The sequence below is a fragment of the Streptomyces sp. NPDC007863 genome (assembly GCF_040633895.1).
Classification (GTDB): domain Bacteria; phylum Actinomycetota; class Actinomycetes; order Streptomycetales; family Streptomycetaceae; genus Streptomyces.
Map to the genome: position 1 here is coordinate 133695 of NZ_JBEYEI010000011.1, position 20751 is coordinate 154445.

The window sequence follows — 20751 nt, forward strand, 5'->3', positions numbered from 1 at the left end:
GGGCATGTACGAGTTCCATGGCTGGTTCGGCATCTCCGAGGACCCGTACGAGGACGACCTGCCCTCGCTGCGGGCCGGCGTCGAGGAACTGCGCGCCCGGATCGACGCCGTCGACTGGTCCTCCAGCTGCCGGGTCACCCTCGACGTCCTCAACGGCCTGCCCGTCGTCACCGCCGCCGGGCAGACCAACCACCTCGGCCGGGAGGCCGCCGAACTGGACGCGCTGGTGGCGTACGTCGCCCGCCGCTTCCCCGGCTCGTGGGGCCTGCTCCACGACCGGTCCGACGAGGGCGACATCCCCAACGCCGACAACGCCTTCCGGGTGCGCGTCCTGCGCCGGGGACGGGTCGAGGAGCGCCTCGACCCGTTCCTGTCGCCGTGCAATCCGGTGATCGAGGACTGAACCCCCGGCCCCCCGCCCGCCGGTTTCGGCCGAATACCGGTTCCGTGGTGGGATCGGTGCAGGTCGGGGGTGCGGAGCCGCGTATCCTCGGCTGCCGGGGGCAGCGGGGGAATCGGACGCGGAGGTACGGGTGGAGTTCCGGCTGCTCGGATCCGTCGCGGTCGTGACGGAGGGCGGCGACGTCGCCCCGGGGCCGGCCAAGCGGACCAGCCTGCTGGCCGCGCTGCTGCTGCGCCCCAACACGGCCGTGAACGTGACGGGGCTGATGGACGCGCTGTGGGAGGACGAGCCTCCGACCCACGCCAAGACGGTGCTCCAGGGACACGTCTCCCGGCTGCGGTCGCTGCTCGCCGCGCACGGCGCCGAGGCGTACGGCGTGGAGCTCACCACACAGGGCTCCGCCTATCTGCTGCGGATGCCCGAATCGCTGGTCGACGCCCACCGGTTCGAGGAACTGGTGGCGCTCGCCGGCGCGCAGCGGAACGCCGCCGACACCGTACGGATGCTGCGCGAGGCACTGTCGTACTGGCAGGGGCCCGCGCTCACCGGCACCGTCCCGAGCGGACCCCTGGAGGCCGCCGCCACCGCCCTGGAGGAGCTGCGGCTCTCCTCCGTGGAGGCGCTGGCGGAGGCGTACGGGACGCTGGGCGAGCACGGCCGGGCCGCCGCCGTCCTGCGGACCGAGGCCGTCGCCCATCCGCTGCGCGAGTCGCTGGCCGCCGCGCTCATGGGGGCCCTCGCCCGCGCCGGGCGCCGCTCCGACGCCCTCGACTGGTACCACCGCACCCGCCGGCTGCTCGCCGAGGAGCTGGGCGTCGACCCGGGCGCCGCGCTCGCCGGCACCTACGCGGAGCTGCTGCGGGACGCGGGGGCGGTCCTCGTCCCGGCGCCCGCCCCGGCCCCCGTACCGCCGCCGGCCGGACCGCCGGTACCCGAGCCCGCCCCCGTACCGGAACTGCTGCCCAGGGCCCCGCGCGGCTTCACCGGCCGGGAGACCGAGGCCGCGCAACTCGACCGGGCGGCCGGCGGCGACGGGCCGGTCTGCCTGGTCACCGGGCCCGCCGGGGTCGGCAAGACCGCCTTCGCCGTGGACTGGGCGCACCGGCGGCGGACCGCCTTCCCCGACGGGCGGCTCTTCGCCGACCTGCGCGGCTTCAGCGACACCCCGGCGCCCGAGACCGGGGTCGTGCTCCGCGAGTTCCTGCTCGCGCTCGGCGTGCCGCAGCAGCGGGTGCCGGAGACGGCGGTGGGGCGCGGGGCGCTCTTCCGCAGCCTCACCACGGGCCGCCGGATGCTCGTCGTCCTCGACAACGCCCGCTCCTCCGAGCAGGTCAGGCCGCTGCTGCCGGGCGGCGACGGCTGCGTGACCGTGGTGACCAGCCGGGACCGGCTCGGCGGGCTCATCGCCTCCGACGCGGCCCGGCCCGTGCCGCTCCGACAGCTGCCGCCCCCCGCCGCGACCGCCCTCCTCGCGACCGTGCTCGGGGAGGACCGGGTCACCGCCGAGCCGGAGGCCGCCGAGCGGCTCGCCGGACTCTGCGACGGGCTGCCGCTCGCCCTGCGGGTGACGGCCGCCCGGCTCGCCGAACGCCCGGGCCGCTCGCTCGACGCCATGGTCGGCGAACTCGCCTGCGAGCAGGGACGCCTCGCCCTCCTCGACGTCGAGGACGTCGGCGTCTCGGCCGCGCTGCGGCTCACCGTGCAGCAGCTCCCCGAGTCCGCCGCCCGCGCCTTCCGCTCCCTCGGTCTGCACACCGGCTCCGACCTGGACCACTTCGCCGCCGCCGCGCTCACCGGCACGACCCCCGCCCGGGCCGCCGCCGACCTCGAACGGCTCGCCGCCGCCCACCTCCTCACCGAGGCGGTGCCCGGCCGCTGGACCCCGCACGACCTCGTGCGCCTCTACGCCCGCGGCCTCGCCCCGCAGGCCGACCAGGAGGGGCTGCGCCGCCTCCTCGACCACTACCTGTACACGGGCCTCGCCGCCGACGCCGCCGCCGAACCCGGCTCGCAGCCCTGTTACGCCCTGCCCGCCGACGCGCGCCGGCCCGCCGCGATCCCGGAGTTCGAGGGCCGCGCCGCCGCCCTCGACTGGTACGTCGCCGAACGCCCCGCCCTGGAGGGGGCCGTGGCCGCCTCCGCCGCCCTCGGCCTGCACGACCGGGCCTGGCGCCTCGCGCTCGTCGCCTGGCCGCTGATGCTGATGCGGCTCCAGGACGGCTGGACCCCGCTCCTGGAGGCCGGGCTCGCCTCCGCCGAGGCGGCCGGCGACCCCGACGCGCAGTCCCGGACGCGGGCGCTGCTCGGCTGGATCCTCCACGAGGAGGGGCGGGACGCGGAGGCGCTGGTGCACCTGGAGCGGGCGCCCGGGCTCGCCGCCCTCGCCGGGGACGCGATCAGCGAGGCCATCGCCGTCGTCAACCACGCGGCCGTCCTCGACGCCACCGGGGAGTACGGCCGGGCCCGCGTGCTGATGGCGCGGGCGGTCGGGCTCGCCGACCGGACCGGGCACCCGTCCACCCAGGTCCTCGCCCTCCAGCACCTCGCCGGGCACTGCCTGCGGGCGGGGGAGTACGAGGAGGCGCTGGCGCACGTGCTTCGCGCGGGGGAACTCGTCGCGCCCGACGCCGTCGTCGTCCAGGCCCAGCTGCGGATCGTGCGGGGCGAGGCGCTGGCCGGCATCGGACGGGTCGAGGAGGCCGCCCACCAGCTGGAACGCGCCGCCGCCGATGCCGAGGCGGCCGGCTTCACGGAGGGTTCGGCGCGGGCGGCGGAGCACCTCGCGCGCCTCGCGGCGGGGCGTTAGCGGCGGGCGTTAGCCGTACGCAAGCGGGACGGCAGTGCGCGGCGGGAGGGTGGACACCGCACCACCGACCGCTCGACGCAGCACGCCTCACCGACCACGGGGGAAACACCGACATGCGTACCACCACCGGCAGGACCACCGGCAGGACCGCCCTTCTCGTCGCCGCCGTCGCGGCCGTCTCGCTCGGCCTGACGGCCTGCGGCGGCGACGACGGCGCGAAGGACGCGGGCAGCGCGAAGACCACGACCGGCGCACCGGCGGCGACGGGGACCACGGGCACCGGCGGGGCGACGGAGAGCGCGGCGCCCGCCGGTTCGTCCGGCTCCTCGGCCGACGCCTCCGGCGGTTCCTCCGCCGCTCCCGCCGCCGGGAAGGGCACGGAGGGTGCCACCGCGCGGGGCACCGCGGCCTCCGGCGGCTCCGCCGCCGACGCCAAGGCGCCGGTCTGTGCCCACGGCGACGTCAGGATCACCGCGCAGAAGGCCGACGAGGTGCCCACCGAGCACATCGTCCTCACCGCCACCAACACCTCGGCCCGCGCCTGCCGCCTCCTGGAGTACCCGCTCCTCGCCTTCGGCGAGATCCAGACGGCCAAGGACGTCCCGGCGGTCCCGTCGAGCAAGCCGGCCGCCCCGGTGGTCCTGGAGCCGGGCGCGCCCGCGTACGCCAACGTGCGGGTCGCCAACGGCGGGGTCCACGAGGACAACAAGGTGGTGAAGGAGTTCAACGTGAACCTCTTCGCGGCCGGCGGCCCGGCCGAGGGCAGCGTCGTCGTGGCCGCCCCGGCGGGCGGACTCGCCGTCGACGAGGCCGTGGCGAAGACCGGTTACTGGACGCACGAACTCCGCGACGGCGCCGACGACTTCTGACCGGCCCGCGACGCACCGCGGACGAAGGGCCCGTCTCCCGGGGGATCGGGGACGGGCCCGTTCGCCGCGCGCCGGCCGTGTCGGCACCGTGAATTCCCGTGCCCCTCACGGCGGCCGGCGGACGACGGCCGGGCCGGGGAGGTTCGCAGGTGGGGGCGGGGGAGCGGTCGTACGGAAGCTACCGATCGGTCATGTCGGGGCTGTGACACGGGAGTTGCCGTGCCGTGAGTCCTCTTGCGGGATTCCTATGGATCGGTCAATCTTTCGGCGACGGCAGGGCGGCCGGGGCCGTGAGGTCCCGCGTCGGACCGGAGACGGTCTTGTCATGTCCCTGTCGTGAGTGACGGTCACTCGGCTCCCTCCCCACGGGAGCACCCCCCACGAGGAGGACACCTCACATGGCAGTGATGCGCGCATCGCGTCGCCGGATCAGCACCGCCGCGGCCATAGCCGTCACGGCGCTGGCCCTCGGTTCGCTCTCCGCCCTTCCCGCCACGGCCGCGCCGGCCGCCGCGGAGGGCGTCATCGAGAACGCCGGGGCCGAAGGCACCATCCCGGGCAGCTACATCGTCACCCTGGAAGAGTCCGCCCCGGCCGAGACCGCCGAGGGCCGCGCGGTCCCCGGCAAGTTCGGCGCCAAGATCAAGCGCACGTACACCTCGGCGGTGAACGGCTACGCTATCGAGGTCTCCGAGGCGCAGGCGAAGAAGCTCGCCGCCGACCCGGCCGTGAAGTCCGTCGTCCAGAACCGCGTCTTCACGATCGACGGCACCCAGCCCTCCCCGCCGTCCTGGGGCCTGGACCGGATCGACCAGAAGGCCCTCCCGCTGAACCAGAGCTACACCTACCCGGACACCGCGGGCCAGGGCGTCACGGCGTACATCATCGACACCGGCGTCCGCATCAGCCACAGCGACTTCGGCGGCCGCGCCTCCAACGGCTACGACGCCATCGACAACGACAACACCGCCCAGGACGGCCACGGCCACGGCACCCACGTCGCCGGCACGGTCGCGGGCTCCTCCTACGGCGTCGCCAAGAAGGCGAAGATCGTCGGCGTCCGCGTCCTCGACAACAACGGCTCCGGCACCACCGACCAGGTCGTCGCCGGCATCGACTGGGTGACGCAGAACGCCGTCAAGCCGGCCGTCGCCAACATGAGCCTCGGCGGCGGCGTCGACACCGTCCTCGACCAGGCCGTCCGCAACTCCATCGCGGCTGGCATCACCTACGCGGTCGCGGCGGGCAACGACAGCTCCAACGCCTCGAACTACTCCCCGGCGCGGGTCGCCGAGGCGATCACGGTCGGCTCCACGACCAGCACCGACGCCCGCTCCAGCTTCTCCAACTACGGCAGCGTCCTGGACATCTTCGCCCCGGGCTCCTCCATCAAGTCGTCCTGGAACACCAGCGACACCGCCACCAACACCATCTCCGGCACCTCGATGGCCACCCCGCACGTGGCCGGCGCCGCAGCCGTCTACCTCGCCGACAACCCGACCTCCACCCCGGCGCAGGTCTCCACGGCCCTCACCACCGCCGCCACGCCGAACGTCGTCACCAGCCCCGGCACCGGCTCCCCGAACAAGCTGCTCTTCGTCGGCGGCGGCGGCACCACGCCTCCGCCCGGTGACAAGTTCGAGAACACCGCCGACTACGCCATCGCCGACAACGCGACCGTCGAGTCCCCGGTCACCGTCAGCGGCGTCTCCGGCAACGCCCCCTCGGCCCTCCAGGTCCCGGTGAACATCGTCCACACCTACATCGGCGACCTCCAGGTCCAGCTGATCGCCCCCGACGGCAGCGCCTACACGCTCAAGGCCTTCGGCACCGGCGGCAGCGCCGACAACATCAACACCACCTACACCGTGAACGCCTCCTCCGAGGTCGCCAACGGCACCTGGAAGCTCCGCGTGACGGACAACGCGAGCTACGACACGGGCAAGATCGACTCCTGGGCCCTCCAGTTCTGATCCGAACAGCTCCGACGTTCTGATCCGAACGTGAGGTCCTGAGCACGTCAGGGGCGGCCACCGGCGGGTGGCCGCCCCTTCGCCGTGCCACGTACGATGCGCGCGCCCGATCGTCTGTTCGTCCCGCGCCAACAGGAGCACGCACCCGTGGAGCCGACCCCTCCGACCCCACCGCCCCCGACGCCCCCGCCGGGGACGCCCGCCGCGTACCCGGCGCCCGGCCCCTACACCTCGCCCGGGATGCCCTACGCGGGCGCGCCGGGCCCCTACGGGCCGTACCCGCCGCCGACGGCGACCACCAACGGGCTCGCCGTCGGCTCGCTCGTCAGCGGCATCGTCTGCTGCCTGCCGCCGCTCGGCCTCGTCCTCGGGATCTTCTCGCTGCGGCAGATCAGGAAGCGCGGCCAGGGCGGCAAGGGCATGGCGATCGCCGGCATCGTGCTCTCCTCGCTCAGCACCCTCCTCGTCCTGATCGGACTGATCACCGGTCAGATCCAGGAGGCCGCACGGGAGTTCAACGAGGGCTTCCGGGAGGCCGCCTCCGCCCGGATGCCGATGGAGCTGCGCACCGGCGAGTGCTTCGTCGACGAGGCCGGGCAGGGCGAGTACACCCTCGGCGTCCGGGTCGTCGACTGCGACGAGCCCCACGACGGCGAGATCACCGGACGGTTCGAGGCGACCGGCTTCGACGGCTGGCCCGGCGAGAGCGAGCTCACCGCGCTCGGCGAGGAGCGCTGCGAGACGATGGCCGCCTCCTACACGCGGGACACCTGGGCGCTGACCGCCGACACCCTCAGCCTGTACTACACCCCGGACCGGCGGGCCTGGCGCACCGGCGAGCACCGCATCGCCTGCGCCATCGGCGGCTCGGAGCGGCTCACCGGCTCGCTGCGCGCGGACGAGACCACCCTCGACGCGGGCCAGCTGGCCTTCCTCGGCCACGTCAACCCCATCGACGACGCCCTCTACGCGGAGCCCGAGGACGACCCGGAGGACGACCTCCAGGCCAACCTCGCCTGGGCCGCCGAGGTGCGCGCCGCCCTCGACTCGGCCCGCTCCGGGCTGCGCGGCCGCACCTGGGAGCCGTCCGAGCGCACGGCCATGAACGGCTATCTGAAGAGCCTGGACGCCGCCTCGAAGCAGTGGGCGAAGCTGGCGCGCGCCAAGGACGCGACGGCGTTCTGGGACGCGTACGACCGCGCCTGGGAGCTGGTGCCGGACGACGCGAGCGCCGAGGCCCGCAAGGCCCTCGGCCTGACCCACACGCCCCCGGAGGGCCCGGGCGAGCACGGCTCCGTCTGAGCCCCGGGAAGCCCCGGGCGGCGAACGGCACGCGGCGCGCGGACGGGGCCGGGTCTCCGAGCGGGAGACCCGGCCCCGTCGCGTGCGGACCGGCGCCGGGGCCGGCGGCCGGCGGGGCGGGGACGGCGGCCCGTGACCAGCCGCCGTCCCGCGCCCCGGGCGCACCGTCCCCGGCGGCCCGGCCCGCGCCCCGCGGCAGCCGCCGTGGGGGCGGCTCCGGGGGAGTGGACGGGCCAGGCCCTAGCGGCGGGTGAGGCCGCGGTCGATCGCGCCGATCAGTTCGCCGTCGGCGGTGTCGCCGTCGAGCGACCAGACCATGGCGCCGCCGAGGCCGTGGGTGCGGACCCAGTTCGCCTTGGTGCGCAGCACGGCCGGGTCGTCGTAGGTCCACAGGGTGGTGCCGTCGAAGAGCCAGGCGTGGCCGTTCCGGTGGCCGCGGTGGAGCGTGTACGCGCCCGACTCCGCGAGCTTCCTGAGGTTCTTGTAGTCCTCGGAGCCGGGCGCCCAGGTCGCCGGGGCGGGACCGGCCGCGGGCTGTCCGAGGCCGTCGCCGCCGCCGGTGACGCCGGTCCAGCCCTGGCCGTAGAACGGCATGCCGACGACGAGCTTGTGGGCCGGGGCGCCGCGCCGCAGCCACGACTTCACGGTCCCCTCGACGCTCCAGTCGTTCTTGGCGAAGAGCGCAGACTGCTGCGCGGTGGTGGTCTCGCCGGAGACGTGGAAGTCGTAGCCCTGGAGGTTCACGAAGTCGAAGTCCCGCATGATCCTGGAGACCTCGAAGCCCGCGTCGATCTTGGCGGGGGCGGTGGGCACGTACGCGCTGAGCTCGTAGTGCTTCCGCTGCGGGAGCGAGCGCCCGTAGGCGTCCAGCTGGGTGCGGAACTCGCGGACCAGGGCGGTGAAGTTGACCTTGTCCTCGGGGCGGATGACGTTGCCCGGGTTGCCCTCGGAGCCGGGCCACTCCCAGTCGAGGTCGATGCCGTCGAAGAGGCCGGCGGCCGCTCCGTCGCCGCCGCGGGCGCCGTCCCGCGGCAGGTTCCCCTTGACGTAGAGGTCGATGCAGGAGGCGACCAGGGCCTTGCGGGACTCGGGGGTGCGCACGGCGTCGGAGAAGTACGCCGAACCGCTCCAGCCGCCCAGCGAGATCATGACTTTGAGGTTCGGGTGCTTGGCCTTCAGCTCGCGCAGCTGGTTGAAGTTGCCGGCCAGCGGCTGCCCGTCGGTGTCGGCCGTGCCGTCCACGGAGGTGGCGGCGTCGACCGGGCGGACGTAGTCGGCCCAGGGGTCGGAGCCCGGGACGGGGCCGATGACGCACTTGCCGGCCTTGTCGACGATGCCGAAGGCGTAGTTGATGTGGCTCAGTTTCGCCGCGGAGCCGCTCGTGTCCAGGTCCTTGACCTGGAAGTTCCGCCCGTAGATGCCCCATTGGGTGAAGTAGCCGACCCGCTTGAGGGAGTGCTCGGCGGCGGGCGGGCGGTGGTCGGGGCGCGGGTGGGCGTCGGCCGCGGGGGCCAGGGTGGCGAGGAGGCCGAGGGCGGCGGCCGCGGCGGTGCCGAAGGTCAGCTTGGTCAGGGCTCTGGGACGCATGGGCTCGTTCCTGTGCGAGGCGGGTTGGAGCGTGGACGCGCAGGCAGGAAGGTATTGGTCCAGACCAATGGGGTCAAGGGGTCGCGCGACGGCGGTTCACCTTCATCACTTCGAGTGAAACTCTGGCCCATGCTTGCGGATGGCCACAATCGGTTGCCAGGCTGTAGCTGTCCGTCAACCTGAGGGGAGTGTCCAGTGACGTTCGGTGAGCAGCCCGCCTATCTGCGCGTGGCGAGCGATCTGCGGGAGAAGATCGCGAACGGCTCGCTCCCCCCGCATACCCGCCTCCCCTCGCAGGCACGCATCCGCGAGGAGTACGGGGTGTCGGACACGGTCGCGCTGGAGGCCCGCAAGGTGCTCATGGCCGAGGGGCTCGTCGAGGGCCGCTCGGGTTCGGGGACGTACGTGCGGGAGCGTCCGGTGCCCCGCCGCGTCGCCCGCTCCGGCTACCGGCCCGCCACCGGCGCCACCCCCTTCCGCCAGGAGCAGGCGGTGGAGGGCGCGCGCGGCACCTGGGACGCGAGCAGCGAGCAGGAGGAGGCGAGTGCCCCGGTCGCCGAGCGGCTCGGCATCGCGCCCGGCGACCGCGTGATGCGCACGCGGTACGTCTACCGGGACGGCGGCGAGGCCATGATGGTCGTCACCTCCTGGGAGCCGCTCGCCGTCACCGGCCGGACCCCCGTGATGCTCCCCGAGGAGGGGCCGCTCGGCGGCTGCGGCGTGGTCGAGCGGATGGCGGCGATCGACGTCGTCGTGGACAACGTGGTGGAGGAGGTCGGCGCCCGCCCCGGTCTCGCCGAGGAGCTCTTCGTCCTCGGCGGCGTCCCCGGCCACGTCGTCATGGTCGTCGAGCGCACCTTCTACGCCTCGGGCCTCGCCGTGGAGACCGCCGACGTCGTCGTCCCCGCCGACCGCTACCGCCTCTCGTACCACCTCCCGGTCCGCTGACCGCCGGGGCGCCTTCCCGGCGTCCCGTGCCACCCGGACCGGGCCCGCCCGCCCCCGCCCCCGCTCCCACCGCGCGCCGGCCCGCGCGCCCTTCTCTCTCCCGGTCCGTCCTCATGCCGGTGCCGGCCGTCCCCGGGGCGACGCCCGGCATGTGCGCTTCGGCCGCCTTCCGTCGGTTCCCGGCCGATCCGTATCTCTTGGTGAAAACCCGTATCCGCTGTGTGAAGGTCAGGCGTAGGCTCAGGCATATGCGGATTGCGGTTTCCCGGAGATCCTTGGTGACGCCTCGCCCGGCGGAGGGAGAAGCCTGATGACCGACAGCGGCCCCGTCCATCCGTGGCTCGTGATACGGCAGGACGACAACGGCAACCGCTACCGGGTGGGCCGGTACGCGACCCAGGACGAAGCGCAGAAGGTCGCGGACACGCTCGACTCCCGCGGCCACAAGCAGCTCTACTGGGTGGAGCGCGTCGCTCCCGCCTCCTGACGCCCCCGATACCCTCGCGGGCATGACCTCACGCACCCCGCACCACGGCACCGGAACCGACCACGGGACCGGTGCCGTGGTCGTCGTCGCGGCCGCCCTCCTCGACGGCGGCCGCCTGCTCGCCGCCCGCCGCAGCGCCCCCGCCGAACTCGCCGGCCGCTGGGAGCTCCCCGGCGGCAAGGTCGAGCCCGGCGAGCGCCCCGAGGACGCCCTCGTCCGCGAACTGCGCGAGGAGCTCGGCGTCGAGGCCGAGACCGGCGAGCGGATCCCCGGCGAATGGCCCCTCAAGCCCGGTTACGTCCTCCGGGTCTGGACCGCCCGTCTGCTCTCCGGCGAACCCCGCCCGCTGGAGGACCACGACGCGCTCCGCTGGCTCGCCCGCGACGAACTCGACACCGTGGACTGGCTCGACCAGGACCGCCCGGCGGTCGCGGAGGCGGCGCGCAGACTCCCCGTCGCGCGCCCCTGACCCGGGCGCGCGCCCGGGTCTCTACGCCGTTCGTGCCACCGTGCGCCCATGACCGCCCCCAGTGGGATATTTCGTGCGTAATTCCGGGTATGTCCCCATTGGTCCCTCGGGAGAGGGTGATCCTCTTCCTGCTGCACCGTGCTTGGGGAAGTGATCGCGTGTGATCGACACCGACGGCGCCCGCGCCGAGTGGAACTTCCCGGCGGAGGCCGACGCGGTGCGCACCGCCCGCCACGCCGTACGCGAGACCCTCCGCTCCTGGGAGGTCGACGCGACCGTGGGGGACATCGCCGTCCTGCTGGTCAGCGAGCTGGTCACCAACTCCCTCCGGTACGCCTCCGGCCCCATCGGCGTGCGGATCCTGCGGGCCGAGGGCACCGCCACCGACCCGCCCCGGCACTCCGCGCTCCTCGTGGAGGTCTCCGATCCGCTTCCGGATCCGCCCACCGAGCGGCCCGCGGGACCCGACGACGAAGGGGGCCGCGGGCTCGGTCTCGTCGCGTGCTCCGCGCGCCGCTGGGGGACCCGGCAGGGCGACGCGGGGAAAACCGTATGGTTCGAGCTGGCTCTCCCTGGTGAGTAAAGAGAGAGGGACGACGATCACCGGAGCGGGTCGCGAGCCGACCGAGACCACCCTGTGATCGTGGACGTCGTGCCGCCGGGGCCCGCCGTATTGAATACTGCGGGCATGGCCGGTCCGGTGCGGTGAGCTGGAGGGGACGGTCGCGTGAGCGAGATATCCGAGACGACGGGCGGCGTCGTGTGGCAGAGCAGCCCGCCCGGTTCGATCTACGACTACATCCGGGTCGCCTCCTTCTCCCTCGGGCCCGACGGACGCGTCGACCAGTGGAGCCGCCGGGCGGCGGACCTCTTCGGCGTGGACGCCCGGGAGGCCCGCGGCAAGGACCCGGTCGAGGTCTTCATGCCCGCCGAGCTGCGCGAAAGCGGCCACCGGCAGGTCAAGGAGGTCCTCGACGGACGCGAGTGGACCGGCCTCGTCCCGTTCCGCATCCCCGGCCAGGCCGGACCCCCCGGACAGGACCGGCCGCACGGCGTCGCCGAGCTGTACGTGATGCCCACCGAGACCGAGACCGGCGAGCGGGCCGCGCTCTGCATCGTCGTCGACGTCCGCGCCCTGCGGAGGATCGAGACCGACCTCGCCGCCTCCCAGGCCATTTTCGGCCAATCGCCCTTCGGCTTCCTCCTCTTCGGCACCGACCTCACCGTCCGGCGCGCCAACCAGCGCTTCGCGGCCGTCTTCGGCGGCGACGCCGACGACCACCGCGGCCGGAGCGTCCACGACTACCTCGCCAAGCCCGAGGCCGACCGGATGACCGCCGCCCTCCGCCGCGTCCTGGAGACCGGCGAGTCCGTCACCGACCTCCGCATCACCGGCGCCGCCCCCGGCGCCCGGATCCGCCGCCACTGGTCCATCAACCTCTACCGGGTGCACGGCGGCTCCGGCCGCCCGATCGGCGTCGCCGGCCTCGGCATCGACGTCACCCGCCGGCAGAGCGCCGCCCGCGAGGCCGCCAGCGCCCGCCGCAACCTCGCCCTCCTCAACGAGGCCGGAGCCCGCATAGGGAACTCCCTCGACCTGGAGGCCACCGCCCGCGAACTCCTCGACGTCGCCGTCCCCGGCTTCTGCGACCTCGCCTCCGTCGACCTCTACCAGGGCCTGCTCACCGGCGACGAGGCCCCGCCCGGCCGCTGGGGCAGCTCCCACGACGTCGGCTACGGCGCCGGCAGCGCCGAACTGCGCCGGGTCGCCTTCGCCTCCGCCGTCTCCGACACCCCCCTCAGAACCGACGAGGGCCACGGACCGGCCGGCGACGGCGGCGCGCCCGTCCCCATCGAGGTCGGCGCCGTCCACCGCTACCCCTTCAACTCGCCCACCGCCGGAGCCCTGCGCACCGGCCGGGTCCGCAGCGTGCCCGGCGGCGACGGCGACCTCGTCCACTCCACCCTGGCCGTCCCGATGGTCGCCCACGACACGGTCGTCGGCCTCGTGCAGTTCTCCCGCACCAAGGGCAGCGAACCCTTCGGCGACCGCGACCGGGCCCTCGCCGTCGAACTCGCCGCCCGCGCCGCCGTCTGCATCGACAACGCCCGCCTCTACCGCCGCGAGCACGAGCGCGCCCTCATCCTCCAGCGCAGCCTGCTCCCGCCCGGCGACCCCGAGGCCGCCGGACTCGACATCGCCTGCCGCTACCTCCCCGGCACCGACGCCACCGAGGTCGGCGGCGACTGGTTCGACGTCATCGAACTCCCCGGCCACCGCACCGCCCTCGTCATCGGCGACGTCATGGGACGCGGCCTGCGCGCCGCCGTCGCCATGGGCGAACTGCGCACCGCCGTCCGCACCCTCGCCCAGCTCGACCTCGAACCCGCCGAGGTCCTCTCCCACCTCGACGAGATCGCCCGCGGCCTCGGCGCCCCCATCGGCGCCCAGCAGTCCCGGGCGAACAAGAACCGCGGCCCCGAACTCTCCGAGGTCTACCTCGCCACCTGCGTCTACGCCGTCTACGACCCGGTGACCAGACGCTGCGCCTTCGCCAACGCCGGCCACCTCCCGCCCGTCCTCGTCGCACCCGGCGAGGAGGCCGTCCTCCTCGACGTGCCCCCGGGGATGCCCCTGGGCGTCGGCGGCGAACCCTTCGAGGAGGTCGAGGTCGAACTCCCCGAGGGCTCCCTCCTCGCGCTCTACACCGACGGGCTCGTCGAGTCCCGTGACCACCCCCTCGACGAGGGCCTCAGCGCCTTCCGGCGGGCCCTCGCCGACCGGGCCCGCCCCCTGGAGGACGTCTGCGACCGGGTCCTGACCACCCTCGACACCGGCCACGGCGAGGACGACATCGCCCTCCTGATGGCCCGTATCCAGGGACTGCCCGCCGAGGCGGTCGGGGACTGGCGGCTGCCCCGCGAGCCCCGCTCCGTCGGCCGCGCCCGCGAACTCGCCCGAGGCCAGCTCACCGCCTGGGGCCTCGACGCCCTCGTGGACACCGTCGAACTCCTCGTCAGCGAACTCGTCACCAACGCGCTCCGGTACGGCGAGGGCGAGATACGGCTCCGGCTGCTGCGCGACCGCACCCTGGTCTGCGAGGTCTGGGACGCCGGCCTCGTCCAGCCGCGCCGCCGCCGCGCCAAGGACACCGACGAGGGCGGCCGCGGCCTCCAGCTCGTCGGCCTGCTCTCCTCCTCCTGGGGCGCGCGCCGCACCCCGCGCGGCAAGACCGTCTGGTTCGAGCTGGCGCTGCCCGACGGCGGGCCCACGGCGGAACCCACCGTGGACCAGCTCCTCAGCATGTTCTGAGCCGCCCCGGTCAGGCCGCCTTGAGCGCGGCCAGCCGGGCCGCGATCTCCGCCTCGTCGCCCATCGCGTCCAGCTGCTCGAACTGGGCGTCGAGCGAGGACGCGGCCAGCTCCTGCTTGCCCAGGGCCCGCGCCTCCTCCCGGCGCACCTTGTCCTCGAAGCGGCTCAGCTCGCTCGTCGGGTCCAGCACGTCGATGTTCTTCACCGCGTCCATCATCGTGTTCTGCGCCTGCGCCGACTTCGCCCGGGCGACCAGCTCGTCCCGCTTGGACCGCAGCTCGACCAGCTTCGCCTTCATCTGGTCGAGGCCCGAGGTCAGTTTCGTGACGACCTCGGTCTGCGCGGCGATCGTCGGCTCGGCCGTCCGCGCCTCCTTCTCCGACTGGAGCTGCCGGCCCAGCGCCACCTTGGCGAGGTTGTCGAAGCGGTCCGCCTCCGCCGTCTGCCCGCCGGTCCGCAGCCCGTCCGCCTTCCGGCTGGCCGCCAGCGCCTTCCCGCCCCACTCGGCCGCGGCCGCCACGTCCTCCGCGTGGTCCTGCTCCATCAGCCGCAGATTGCCGATGGTCGCCGCCACCGCCTCCTCGGCCTCCGCGATGTTCGACGAGTAGTCGCGGATCAGCTGGTCCAGCATCTTCTGCGGATCCTCCGCCTGGTCCAGGAGGGCGTGGATGTTCGCCTTCGCCAGCTGGGTGACCCGGCCGAGGACGGTCTGCTTGCTGCTCATGCGCTGCTCCTTGAAGCGTCGTGGAGTCGTACGGGGTGGGGTCGTACGAGGAGGAGTCGTACGAGGAGGAGTCGTACGAGGTGGGCTCGCGGGGTCGTGGGACTCAGAAGCGGCCGCCGCCGCCCCGCCGGCCGCGCGTGCCGCCGCCGCCGAAGCTGCCCGGCCCGCCGCCGAAACCTCCGCCCCCGAGGCCTCCGCCCCCGAAACCGCCGCTCCCTCGGCCGGAGCCCCCGCCGAACAGCCCGCCGAGGATGATGCCGCCGAGCACGGCCCCGCCGAGCCCGCCGCCCCCGCTCCCGCCGACCCCCGTCACCCCGCCCAGACCGTTCGGGTTCCCGTAGTGGCGCACGTCCTGCTCCGCCAGCTGCTGCGCCCGCCGGGCCAGCGCGTCCGCCTGCTGCGCCTCCGCCAGCGCCGCCTGCGGCTCGTCCGCCGCCAGGGCCCGCGCCTTCTCCAGGCGCCGCTGGGCCTCCGCCAGCCGGGTCCTGGCCTCGCTGCCCACCGCGCCCCGGTGCGTCTGCACGTAGTCCGAGGCCGCCCCCAGCTCCGCACCGGCCGTCAGGAGCGCCTGCTCCAGGAGCGCCCGGGCCCGCGCGTCACCGGACTCGCGCTCCCGCGCCCCGGCGAGGGCGCCGTCCAGGGCCGCGTCCGCCTCCTCGACCCGGCGCAGCGCGTCCAGGGGGTCGTACCGTCCCGCCTCCGTCGCGCGCCGCACCTCCGCCGCCACCGACTCCGCGCGGGCGATCCGGCCCCGCAGATCGCCCGTCGAGGCGCCCTCGGCGGTCCCTTCGAGGAGGCCCCTGGCCTCGGCCAGGTCGGCGTCCGTCTCGGTGAGCGCGCCCGGCAGCCGGCCGGCCGCCTCGGTCAGCTCCCGGGCCCGCCGGTCCACGGCCTCGATCAGCCGGGCCGCCTGGTCGACCGCGCCCTCGGCCGCCCGCACGTGCACCGCCGCCGAGCCGTTGTCGCCGCCGTCGACGGCCTGCCGGGCCTGGTTGACGCGGGCGGTGGCGAAGACCAGCCGGTCCTTGGCCTGTTCGACGTCGCCGGCGACCGGCGCGGCGGCCGACTCCGCGTACCGCTCCCGCATCGCCGCGAGCGCCGCCTCGGCGCCGGCGACCCGGCCGGTTTGCTCGCGGAAGGCCGCCTCGACCTTGGCCAGCGCCTCGGGGGCGGTCCGCTCCAGGGCCCGCAGCCGGTCGAAGTCCTCGGTCTCCGCGTCGAGCCGGGCGTTCGCCTCTGCGCAGCGGCGCAGGATCTCGTCGAGCAGGGAGCGCCGGGTCGCGTCGTCCTCGGGGAAGGAGTCGTCGAGCTGCTGCCGCAGCCGGAAGGAGGCGGTCAGCTGCTCCTTCGCGAAGGCCACGGCCTCCTCGAAGGGCCGGGCGGCCTCCTCGCCGAACTGGGCGGTGGCGAAGCCGAGTTCCTCCTGGCTGGTGCGGACGGCGTCGTCGGTGGCGACGAGCGCGCGCCGGGCCTCGCCGTCCAGCTCCTCCAGGGAGGGCGGCGCGGGCTGCCCCCAGCCGCCCGTTCCGCGGCCGCCGCCGGGGGTGGTGCGGGTGGTGCTCCGTCGGCGCCTGCGGGTGTAGGCGTACACCGCCACCGCGCCGGCGCCGCCGGCCAGTGCGATCGGGAGGACCAGATCGCTCCCGGAGGGCGCGTCGGCCCCGGAGCCGCCGGGGTCGGCGGGGCCGGGGGTGATCTCGGGGGAGGGGACGGGCCGGCCGGCGAGGACGGCGGAGTAGCCGTCCGCGGCGCCGATCGCGGCGCCCGCCCAGTCGTTCTGGCGCAGCGCCGGCTCGATCGCGGTCCTCGCCACGTCGTCGAGCTGGTCCTGGGTGAGCCGGGAGTCGGGGTCGGCGGAGTAGCCGTACTGCCGGTCGTGGGTGGCGACGGCGAGCAGCACGTCGTCGAGACCGAGGCCGCTGCGCGCGGCGGTGGCGTCGGCCCAGTCCTGGCCGGAGCGGCCGGAGAAGTCCCGTACGTAGACCACGAAGAGCTGGAGCCGGCGGTCGTCGTAGAGCCGGTCGAGGGCCCGGGCGACCTCCGGGCGCCGGTCGCCCAGCGCGTCCACCCGGTCGAGGATCTGCCCGTCGGAGGGGAGGTCGACGGGGTCGTCGGCGCGGGCGCCGGCCGCGGCGGGCGCGACCAGCCACCACGCCGCCACCAGCATCGCGAGCAGGGCTCGGGTGGCTGTTCGGGTCACAGAAGGGAGGTTATGTACGGTATTGCGCCCCCGCGACCGGACGGCTCCCGCGGAAACCGACCGGCGGGGGCGGGGCGTCCCCGTCAGAGTTGATCACCGCCGTGACGCTCTGGGGGTTGGGATGGACGGACGACTGAAACGGGTGTGGCGCAAGGGGCGCTGGTGGGTCCTGGGGCTCGTCCTCGTCCTCGTCGTGCCGCCGCTCTTCGGCGCGCTCGCGCTGCGGGTCAGCTACGCGGGCGACCTCCGCGACGACGCGCGCACGCGGGGGCGGGACGCGTACTGGATCGGGCACGCGTGGGTGGACGGCCGGAAGAAGGACGCGGACCTGACGGCGCTGGCCGAGCGGCTGAAGGGCACCGGGATCAAGGACCTGTACGTGCACGCGGGGCCGCTCGAACACGACGGCACGCTGCCGGCCGCCCGGCATCCGCGGGCGCGGTGGCTGACCGACGGGATCCACCGGGTGGCGCCCGGGATCCGCGTCCAGGCCTGGCTCGGGGACATCCTCGCCAACGACGGGCCGGTCGGCCTGCGGCTCGCCGACCCCGCGTCCCGGGCGGCCGTCACGGCCTCGGCCCGGCAGGTCCTGGACGCGGGCTTCGACGGCGTCCACTTCGACCTGGAACCCCTCCAGTCCGGCGACCCCGACTACCTGACGCTCCTCGACGACCTGGGGCGGCTGACCCGGGCCCGGAAGGCGCCGCTCTCGGTCGCCGCCCACCAGATCGACCCGCTGCCCGGCGCCCACTCCGTCCTCGGCACCTTCTCCGACCAGGGCAAGTGGTGGTCGCAGGAGTACTTCGGGGAGGTGGCGCGCCGGGTCGACCAGATCGCGGTGATGTCGTACGACACGTGGATGCCGCTGGAGAGCCTGTACGGCGGCTACGTCGCCCAGCAGACCGCGCTGGCCCTGGAGGTGACGCCGGAGAGCACCGACCTGCTGATGGGGCTGCCCTTCTTCCACGAGGACGACCTCGGTCACCACGAGAACGCGGAGACGGTGGCGGCGGCGGTGCGCGGCGTCCGCCTCGGTCTTGGCCGCACCGACCCGGACCGCGAACGCTTCGGCGTCGCCCTCTACGTCGACTTCGCCGAGCGGCCGGGGGACTGGTCCGCGTACCACGCCGGCTGGTCCCGGCCCGACTGACCGGGTTGGGCCGCACGAGTGGGTTTGTCCGGGGTGCCGTCGTGTCGGAGGGGGCGGGTCCGGGCGGTGTCGTTCAGTGGGATGAGTAAGAGAGTCTGATCATCTCCAAATGGCACGAAAACGGACGAAGGGGTATAAGTCATGTCCCAGGTCGGCGCCCCCCAGAGGAGGAGCCCCCGCTCCCGGACCCTCCGCTCCGTCGCCACCCTCACCACCGCGGCCCTCGCCGTCACCGTCCTCGCCGGATGCAGCTCCGACGAGGACGGCGCCGCCGGCCCCGCCGCCGCCCAGGACAGCGCGCCCACCGCGCGCGCCCTGGTCGACGACGGCGGCACCCTCCGCTGGGCCGTGGACGCGCTGCCCGCCACCTTCAACGCCTTCCAGGCCGACGCCGACGCGGCCACCGGCCGGGTCGCCGGCGCCGTCCTGCCCGCCCTGCACACCCTGGACGAGAGCGGCCGGCCCCGGCTCAACCCCGACTTCCTGGAGACCGCCGAGGTCGTCGAGACCGAGCCCCGCCAGGTCGTCCTCTACAAGCTCAACCAGCAGGCCGTGTGGAGCGACGGCCGCGAGATCGGCGCCGCCGACTTCGTCGCCCAGTGGCGGGCCCTCAGCGGCCGCGACACCGCCTACTGGACCGCCCGCAACGCCGGCTACGAGCGCATCGAGAAGATCGAGAAGGGCAAGAACGACCTGGAGGTGCGGGTCACCTTCGCCAAGCCCTACGCCGACTGGCGCGCCCTCTTCACCCCGCTCTACCCGAAGCAGGTGATGGGCTCCCCGAACTCCTTCAACGACAGCGCCCGCACCACCCTCAAGGCCACCGCGGGACCGTTCCTGCTGAGCAAGGTGGACCGGAAGACCGGCGACCTCACCCTCACCCGCAACCCCCGCTGGTGGGGCAAGCCCGCCAAGCTCGACAGCCTCGTCCTGCGCGCCGTCCCGCGCGCCGACCGGGAGGCCGCCCTCGCCGGCGGGAAGCTCGACCTCGCCGACATCGACCGCTCCACCGCCGAACGGATCGCCCTGGCCCTCAAGGACGCCGGCGCGGGCCGCGCCGGCGCCGAGGCCGCCCGGCTGCACGGCCCCGGCTCCGCCATCACCCCCGGCAAGGCCCTCAGATCCTGGGCCCTCGCCCACGGCGAGGACGAGGAGCTGGCCGCGGAGGTCACGGCCGCCCGCGCCCAGAACGAGGCGGCCGTCGCCCGCTACGCCGCCGCCCAGGACACCCTCGCCGGCTACGTCGTCCGCAAGTCCCTGGAACCCGCCTACACCCAGCTCTCCCTCAACGGCGAGTCCGGGCCGCTCGCCGACGAGCGGGTCCGCCGCGCGGTCGCCCGCGCCATCGACCGCCGGGAACTCGCGGAATCCGTCCTCAAGCCGCTCGGCCTCCCCTCGGACCCGCCCGGCAGCCACCTCGCCCTGGCCGGCCAGGCCGCCTACGCCGACAGCAGCGACGCCCTCGGCGACCAGGACACCAAGGAGGCCCGCGCCCTCCTCGCCGACGCCGGCTGGGTCCCCGGCGGCGCCCAGAAGAAGCCGGCCGGCACCAAGGCCGGCGCCGAGGCGGAGAAGAAGACCGCGCGGACGGACGCGAAGAAGACCGAGGAGGCCGACTCCAAGAAGAAGGCCGAGCAGAGCGACACCGCCTCCGAAGACGGCCTCTACATCGTCGGCGACGACAAGCCCGGCGAGCTCCGCACCGCCCCCCGCATCGGCCCCGGCGGCCCCGAGGCCGGCACCCGGGTCCTCGCCCCGGCCCCCGCCGCCGCCCGCGAGAGCGCCGCCCTCCTGGCCCGCGCCGAGGCCCTCGACACCGGCACCCGCGCCGCGGCGGCCGCGCCCGCGAACGCCAAGCCGGACAAGGGCGTCGCCGGCGCCTACGCCCCCCTGGGCAGCGCCGCCCCGGCCGCCGTCCCCGCCGCCTCCCAGGCCCTCGGCAAGGACGGCAAGGCCCTCAGCCTCCGCTTCGTCCTGCCCTCCGGCCCCGGCTCGGAGACGCTGCGGGCGGTCGGCGACCGGATCGTGCGGATGCTGGACGCGGTGGGGATCCGCACCGAGGTCACCAAGGTCTCCGACGAGAGCTTCTTCAAGGACCACATCGCCTCCGGCGACTACGACCTGGCCCTCTACTCCTGGCCGGCCTCCGCCTACCCGGCGACCGACGCCCGGCCGATCTTCGCCAAGCCCGAGCCCGCCTCGGACGGCTCCCTGCTGGTCGAACAGAACTACTCGCGCGTCGGCACGGACCGCATCGACCAGCTCTTCGACCAGGCGGCCGGCACCCTCGACGAGGAGGAGGCGGGCGATCTGATCCGCCAGGCCGACGCCCGGATCTGGGCCGCGGCCGGATCCATCCCCCTCTACCAGCGCCCCCAGCTGGTCGCCGCCCGGCAGGACGTGGTGAACGCCGGCGCCTGGGGCTTCGCCGCCCCCCGGTACCAGGACATCGGTTTCAAGAAGAGCGAAACGACCAAGGGTAGCCCGTCGAAACACTGAAACCGCAGGCCACAACCTCAG

Annotated in this window: 15 protein-coding genes; 12 read left to right on the plus strand and 3 right to left on the minus strand. The window is 74.7% G+C overall.

Features of this window, described 5'->3' with window-relative positions; genetic code table 11:
* The first annotated feature begins 4 nt into the window (after nucleotides 1-4).
* The 5 genes from ABZ621_RS18995 to ABZ621_RS19015 all read left to right on the plus strand — a co-directional run bounded on the left by ABZ621_RS18995 (nucleotide 5) and on the right by ABZ621_RS19015 (nucleotide 7353).
* Nucleotides 5-403 carry an Imm7 family immunity protein gene (locus tag ABZ621_RS18995; protein WP_360605881.1) on the plus strand — a complete coding sequence of 133 codons (399 nt, stop codon included), beginning with the start codon at nucleotides 5-7 and terminating at the stop codon, nucleotides 401-403.
* 130 nt (nucleotides 404-533) lie between these two features.
* The gene (locus ABZ621_RS19000; protein WP_360605883.1) at nucleotides 534-3209 is read left to right on the plus strand and encodes a BTAD domain-containing putative transcriptional regulator; all 2676 of its coding nucleotides are present in this window, start codon (nucleotides 534-536) and stop codon (nucleotides 3207-3209) included.
* Nucleotides 3210-3322: 113 nt separating this feature from the next.
* Nucleotides 3323-4078 (plus strand): DUF4232 domain-containing protein, encoded by a 756-nt coding sequence (locus ABZ621_RS19005; protein WP_360605885.1) that lies wholly within the window; start codon nucleotides 3323-3325, stop codon nucleotides 4076-4078.
* Nucleotides 4079-4476: 398 nt separating this feature from the next.
* Nucleotides 4477-6051, plus strand: a complete 1575-nt coding sequence (locus ABZ621_RS19010; RefSeq protein ID WP_360605887.1) for a S8 family serine peptidase — start codon at nucleotides 4477-4479, stop codon at nucleotides 6049-6051.
* Nucleotides 6052-6198: 147 nt separating this feature from the next.
* Complete coding sequence (locus ABZ621_RS19015) at nucleotides 6199-7353, plus strand: DUF4190 domain-containing protein (RefSeq protein ID WP_360605888.1); 1155 nt, start codon at nucleotides 6199-6201, stop codon at nucleotides 7351-7353.
* 240 nt (nucleotides 7354-7593) lie between these two features.
* On the opposite strand, the gene ABZ621_RS19020 is transcribed toward ABZ621_RS19015, so the two are convergent.
* Nucleotides 7594-8940: a glycoside hydrolase family 18 protein gene (locus tag ABZ621_RS19020; RefSeq protein ID WP_360605890.1), complete on the minus strand. Its 1347-nt coding sequence runs from the start codon at nucleotides 8938-8940 to the stop codon at nucleotides 7594-7596.
* Between the two features lie 195 nt (nucleotides 8941-9135).
* On the opposite strand from ABZ621_RS19020, the gene ABZ621_RS19025 reads away from it, so the two are divergent.
* The 5 genes from ABZ621_RS19025 to ABZ621_RS19045 all read left to right on the plus strand — a co-directional run bounded on the left by ABZ621_RS19025 (nucleotide 9136) and on the right by ABZ621_RS19045 (nucleotide 14157).
* Nucleotides 9136-9888, plus strand: a complete 753-nt coding sequence (locus ABZ621_RS19025; RefSeq protein WP_360605892.1) for a GntR family transcriptional regulator — start codon at nucleotides 9136-9138, stop codon at nucleotides 9886-9888.
* A gap of 310 nt (nucleotides 9889-10198) precedes the next feature.
* Nucleotides 10199-10375, plus strand: coding sequence for an SPOR domain-containing protein (locus tag ABZ621_RS19030; RefSeq protein WP_360605894.1), 177 nt, complete (start codon nucleotides 10199-10201; stop codon nucleotides 10373-10375).
* Between the two features lie 22 nt (nucleotides 10376-10397).
* Nucleotides 10398-10844 (plus strand): (deoxy)nucleoside triphosphate pyrophosphohydrolase, encoded by a 447-nt coding sequence (locus tag ABZ621_RS19035; protein WP_360605896.1) that lies wholly within the window; start codon nucleotides 10398-10400, stop codon nucleotides 10842-10844.
* A gap of 160 nt (nucleotides 10845-11004) precedes the next feature.
* Nucleotides 11005-11427: an ATP-binding protein gene (locus tag ABZ621_RS19040; RefSeq protein WP_360605898.1), complete on the plus strand. Its 423-nt coding sequence runs from the start codon at nucleotides 11005-11007 to the stop codon at nucleotides 11425-11427.
* 144 nt (nucleotides 11428-11571) lie between these two features.
* Entirely contained in the window at nucleotides 11572-14157 is a 2586-nt protein-coding gene (locus tag ABZ621_RS19045; protein ID WP_360605900.1) for a SpoIIE family protein phosphatase, read from the plus strand.
* Nucleotides 14158-14167: 10 nt separating this feature from the next.
* Here ABZ621_RS19045 and ABZ621_RS19050 read toward each other — a convergent pair whose 3' ends face one another.
* A complete protein-coding gene (locus ABZ621_RS19050) occupies nucleotides 14168-14881 on the minus strand; it encodes a PspA/IM30 family protein (RefSeq protein ID WP_360605902.1) in 714 nt (237 codons plus the stop codon).
* Between the two features lie 103 nt (nucleotides 14882-14984).
* On the minus strand, nucleotides 14985-17048 hold the full coding sequence (locus tag ABZ621_RS19055; RefSeq protein ID WP_360606118.1) for a TPM domain-containing protein: 2064 nt from the start codon (nucleotides 17046-17048) through the stop codon (nucleotides 14985-14987).
* 154 nt (nucleotides 17049-17202) lie between these two features.
* Between ABZ621_RS19055 and ABZ621_RS19060 the strand changes: the two genes are divergently transcribed.
* Nucleotides 17203-18231 carry a hypothetical protein gene (locus ABZ621_RS19060; protein ID WP_360605904.1) on the plus strand — a complete coding sequence of 343 codons (1029 nt, stop codon included), beginning with the start codon at nucleotides 17203-17205 and terminating at the stop codon, nucleotides 18229-18231.
* A 141-nt stretch (nucleotides 18232-18372) separates the two neighbouring features.
* Nucleotides 18373-20730, plus strand: coding sequence for an ABC transporter family substrate-binding protein (locus ABZ621_RS19065; protein WP_360605906.1), 2358 nt, complete (start codon nucleotides 18373-18375; stop codon nucleotides 20728-20730).
* Nucleotides 20731-20751: the final 21 nt, after the last annotated feature.

What these genes read in the sequence shown, in the direction of transcription:
- ABZ621_RS18995 (WP_360605881.1), top strand. Translation starts at nt 5, where the DNA reads ATGTACGAGTTCCATGGCTGGTTCGGCATCTCCGAGGACCCGTACGAG.
- ABZ621_RS19005 (WP_360605885.1), top strand. Translation starts at nt 3,323, where the DNA reads ATGCGTACCACCACCGGCAGGACCACCGGCAGGACCGCCCTTCTCGTC.
- ABZ621_RS19010 (WP_360605887.1), top strand. Translation starts at nt 4,477, where the DNA reads ATGGCAGTGATGCGCGCATCGCGTCGCCGGATCAGCACCGCCGCGGCC.
- ABZ621_RS19020 (WP_360605890.1), bottom strand. Translation starts at nt 8,940, where the DNA reads ATGCGTCCCAGAGCCCTGACCAAGCTGACCTTCGGCACCGCCGCGGCC.
- ABZ621_RS19030 (WP_360605894.1), top strand. Translation starts at nt 10,199, where the DNA reads ATGACCGACAGCGGCCCCGTCCATCCGTGGCTCGTGATACGGCAGGAC.
- ABZ621_RS19035 (WP_360605896.1), top strand. Translation starts at nt 10,398, where the DNA reads ATGACCTCACGCACCCCGCACCACGGCACCGGAACCGACCACGGGACC.
- ABZ621_RS19050 (WP_360605902.1), bottom strand. Translation starts at nt 14,881, where the DNA reads ATGAGCAGCAAGCAGACCGTCCTCGGCCGGGTCACCCAGCTGGCGAAG.
- ABZ621_RS19055 (WP_360606118.1), bottom strand. Translation starts at nt 17,048, where the DNA reads ATGCTGGTGGCGGCGTGGTGGCTGGTCGCGCCCGCCGCGGCCGGCGCC.
- ABZ621_RS19060 (WP_360605904.1), top strand. Translation starts at nt 17,203, where the DNA reads ATGGACGGACGACTGAAACGGGTGTGGCGCAAGGGGCGCTGGTGGGTC.
- ABZ621_RS19065 (WP_360605906.1), top strand. Translation starts at nt 18,373, where the DNA reads ATGTCCCAGGTCGGCGCCCCCCAGAGGAGGAGCCCCCGCTCCCGGACC.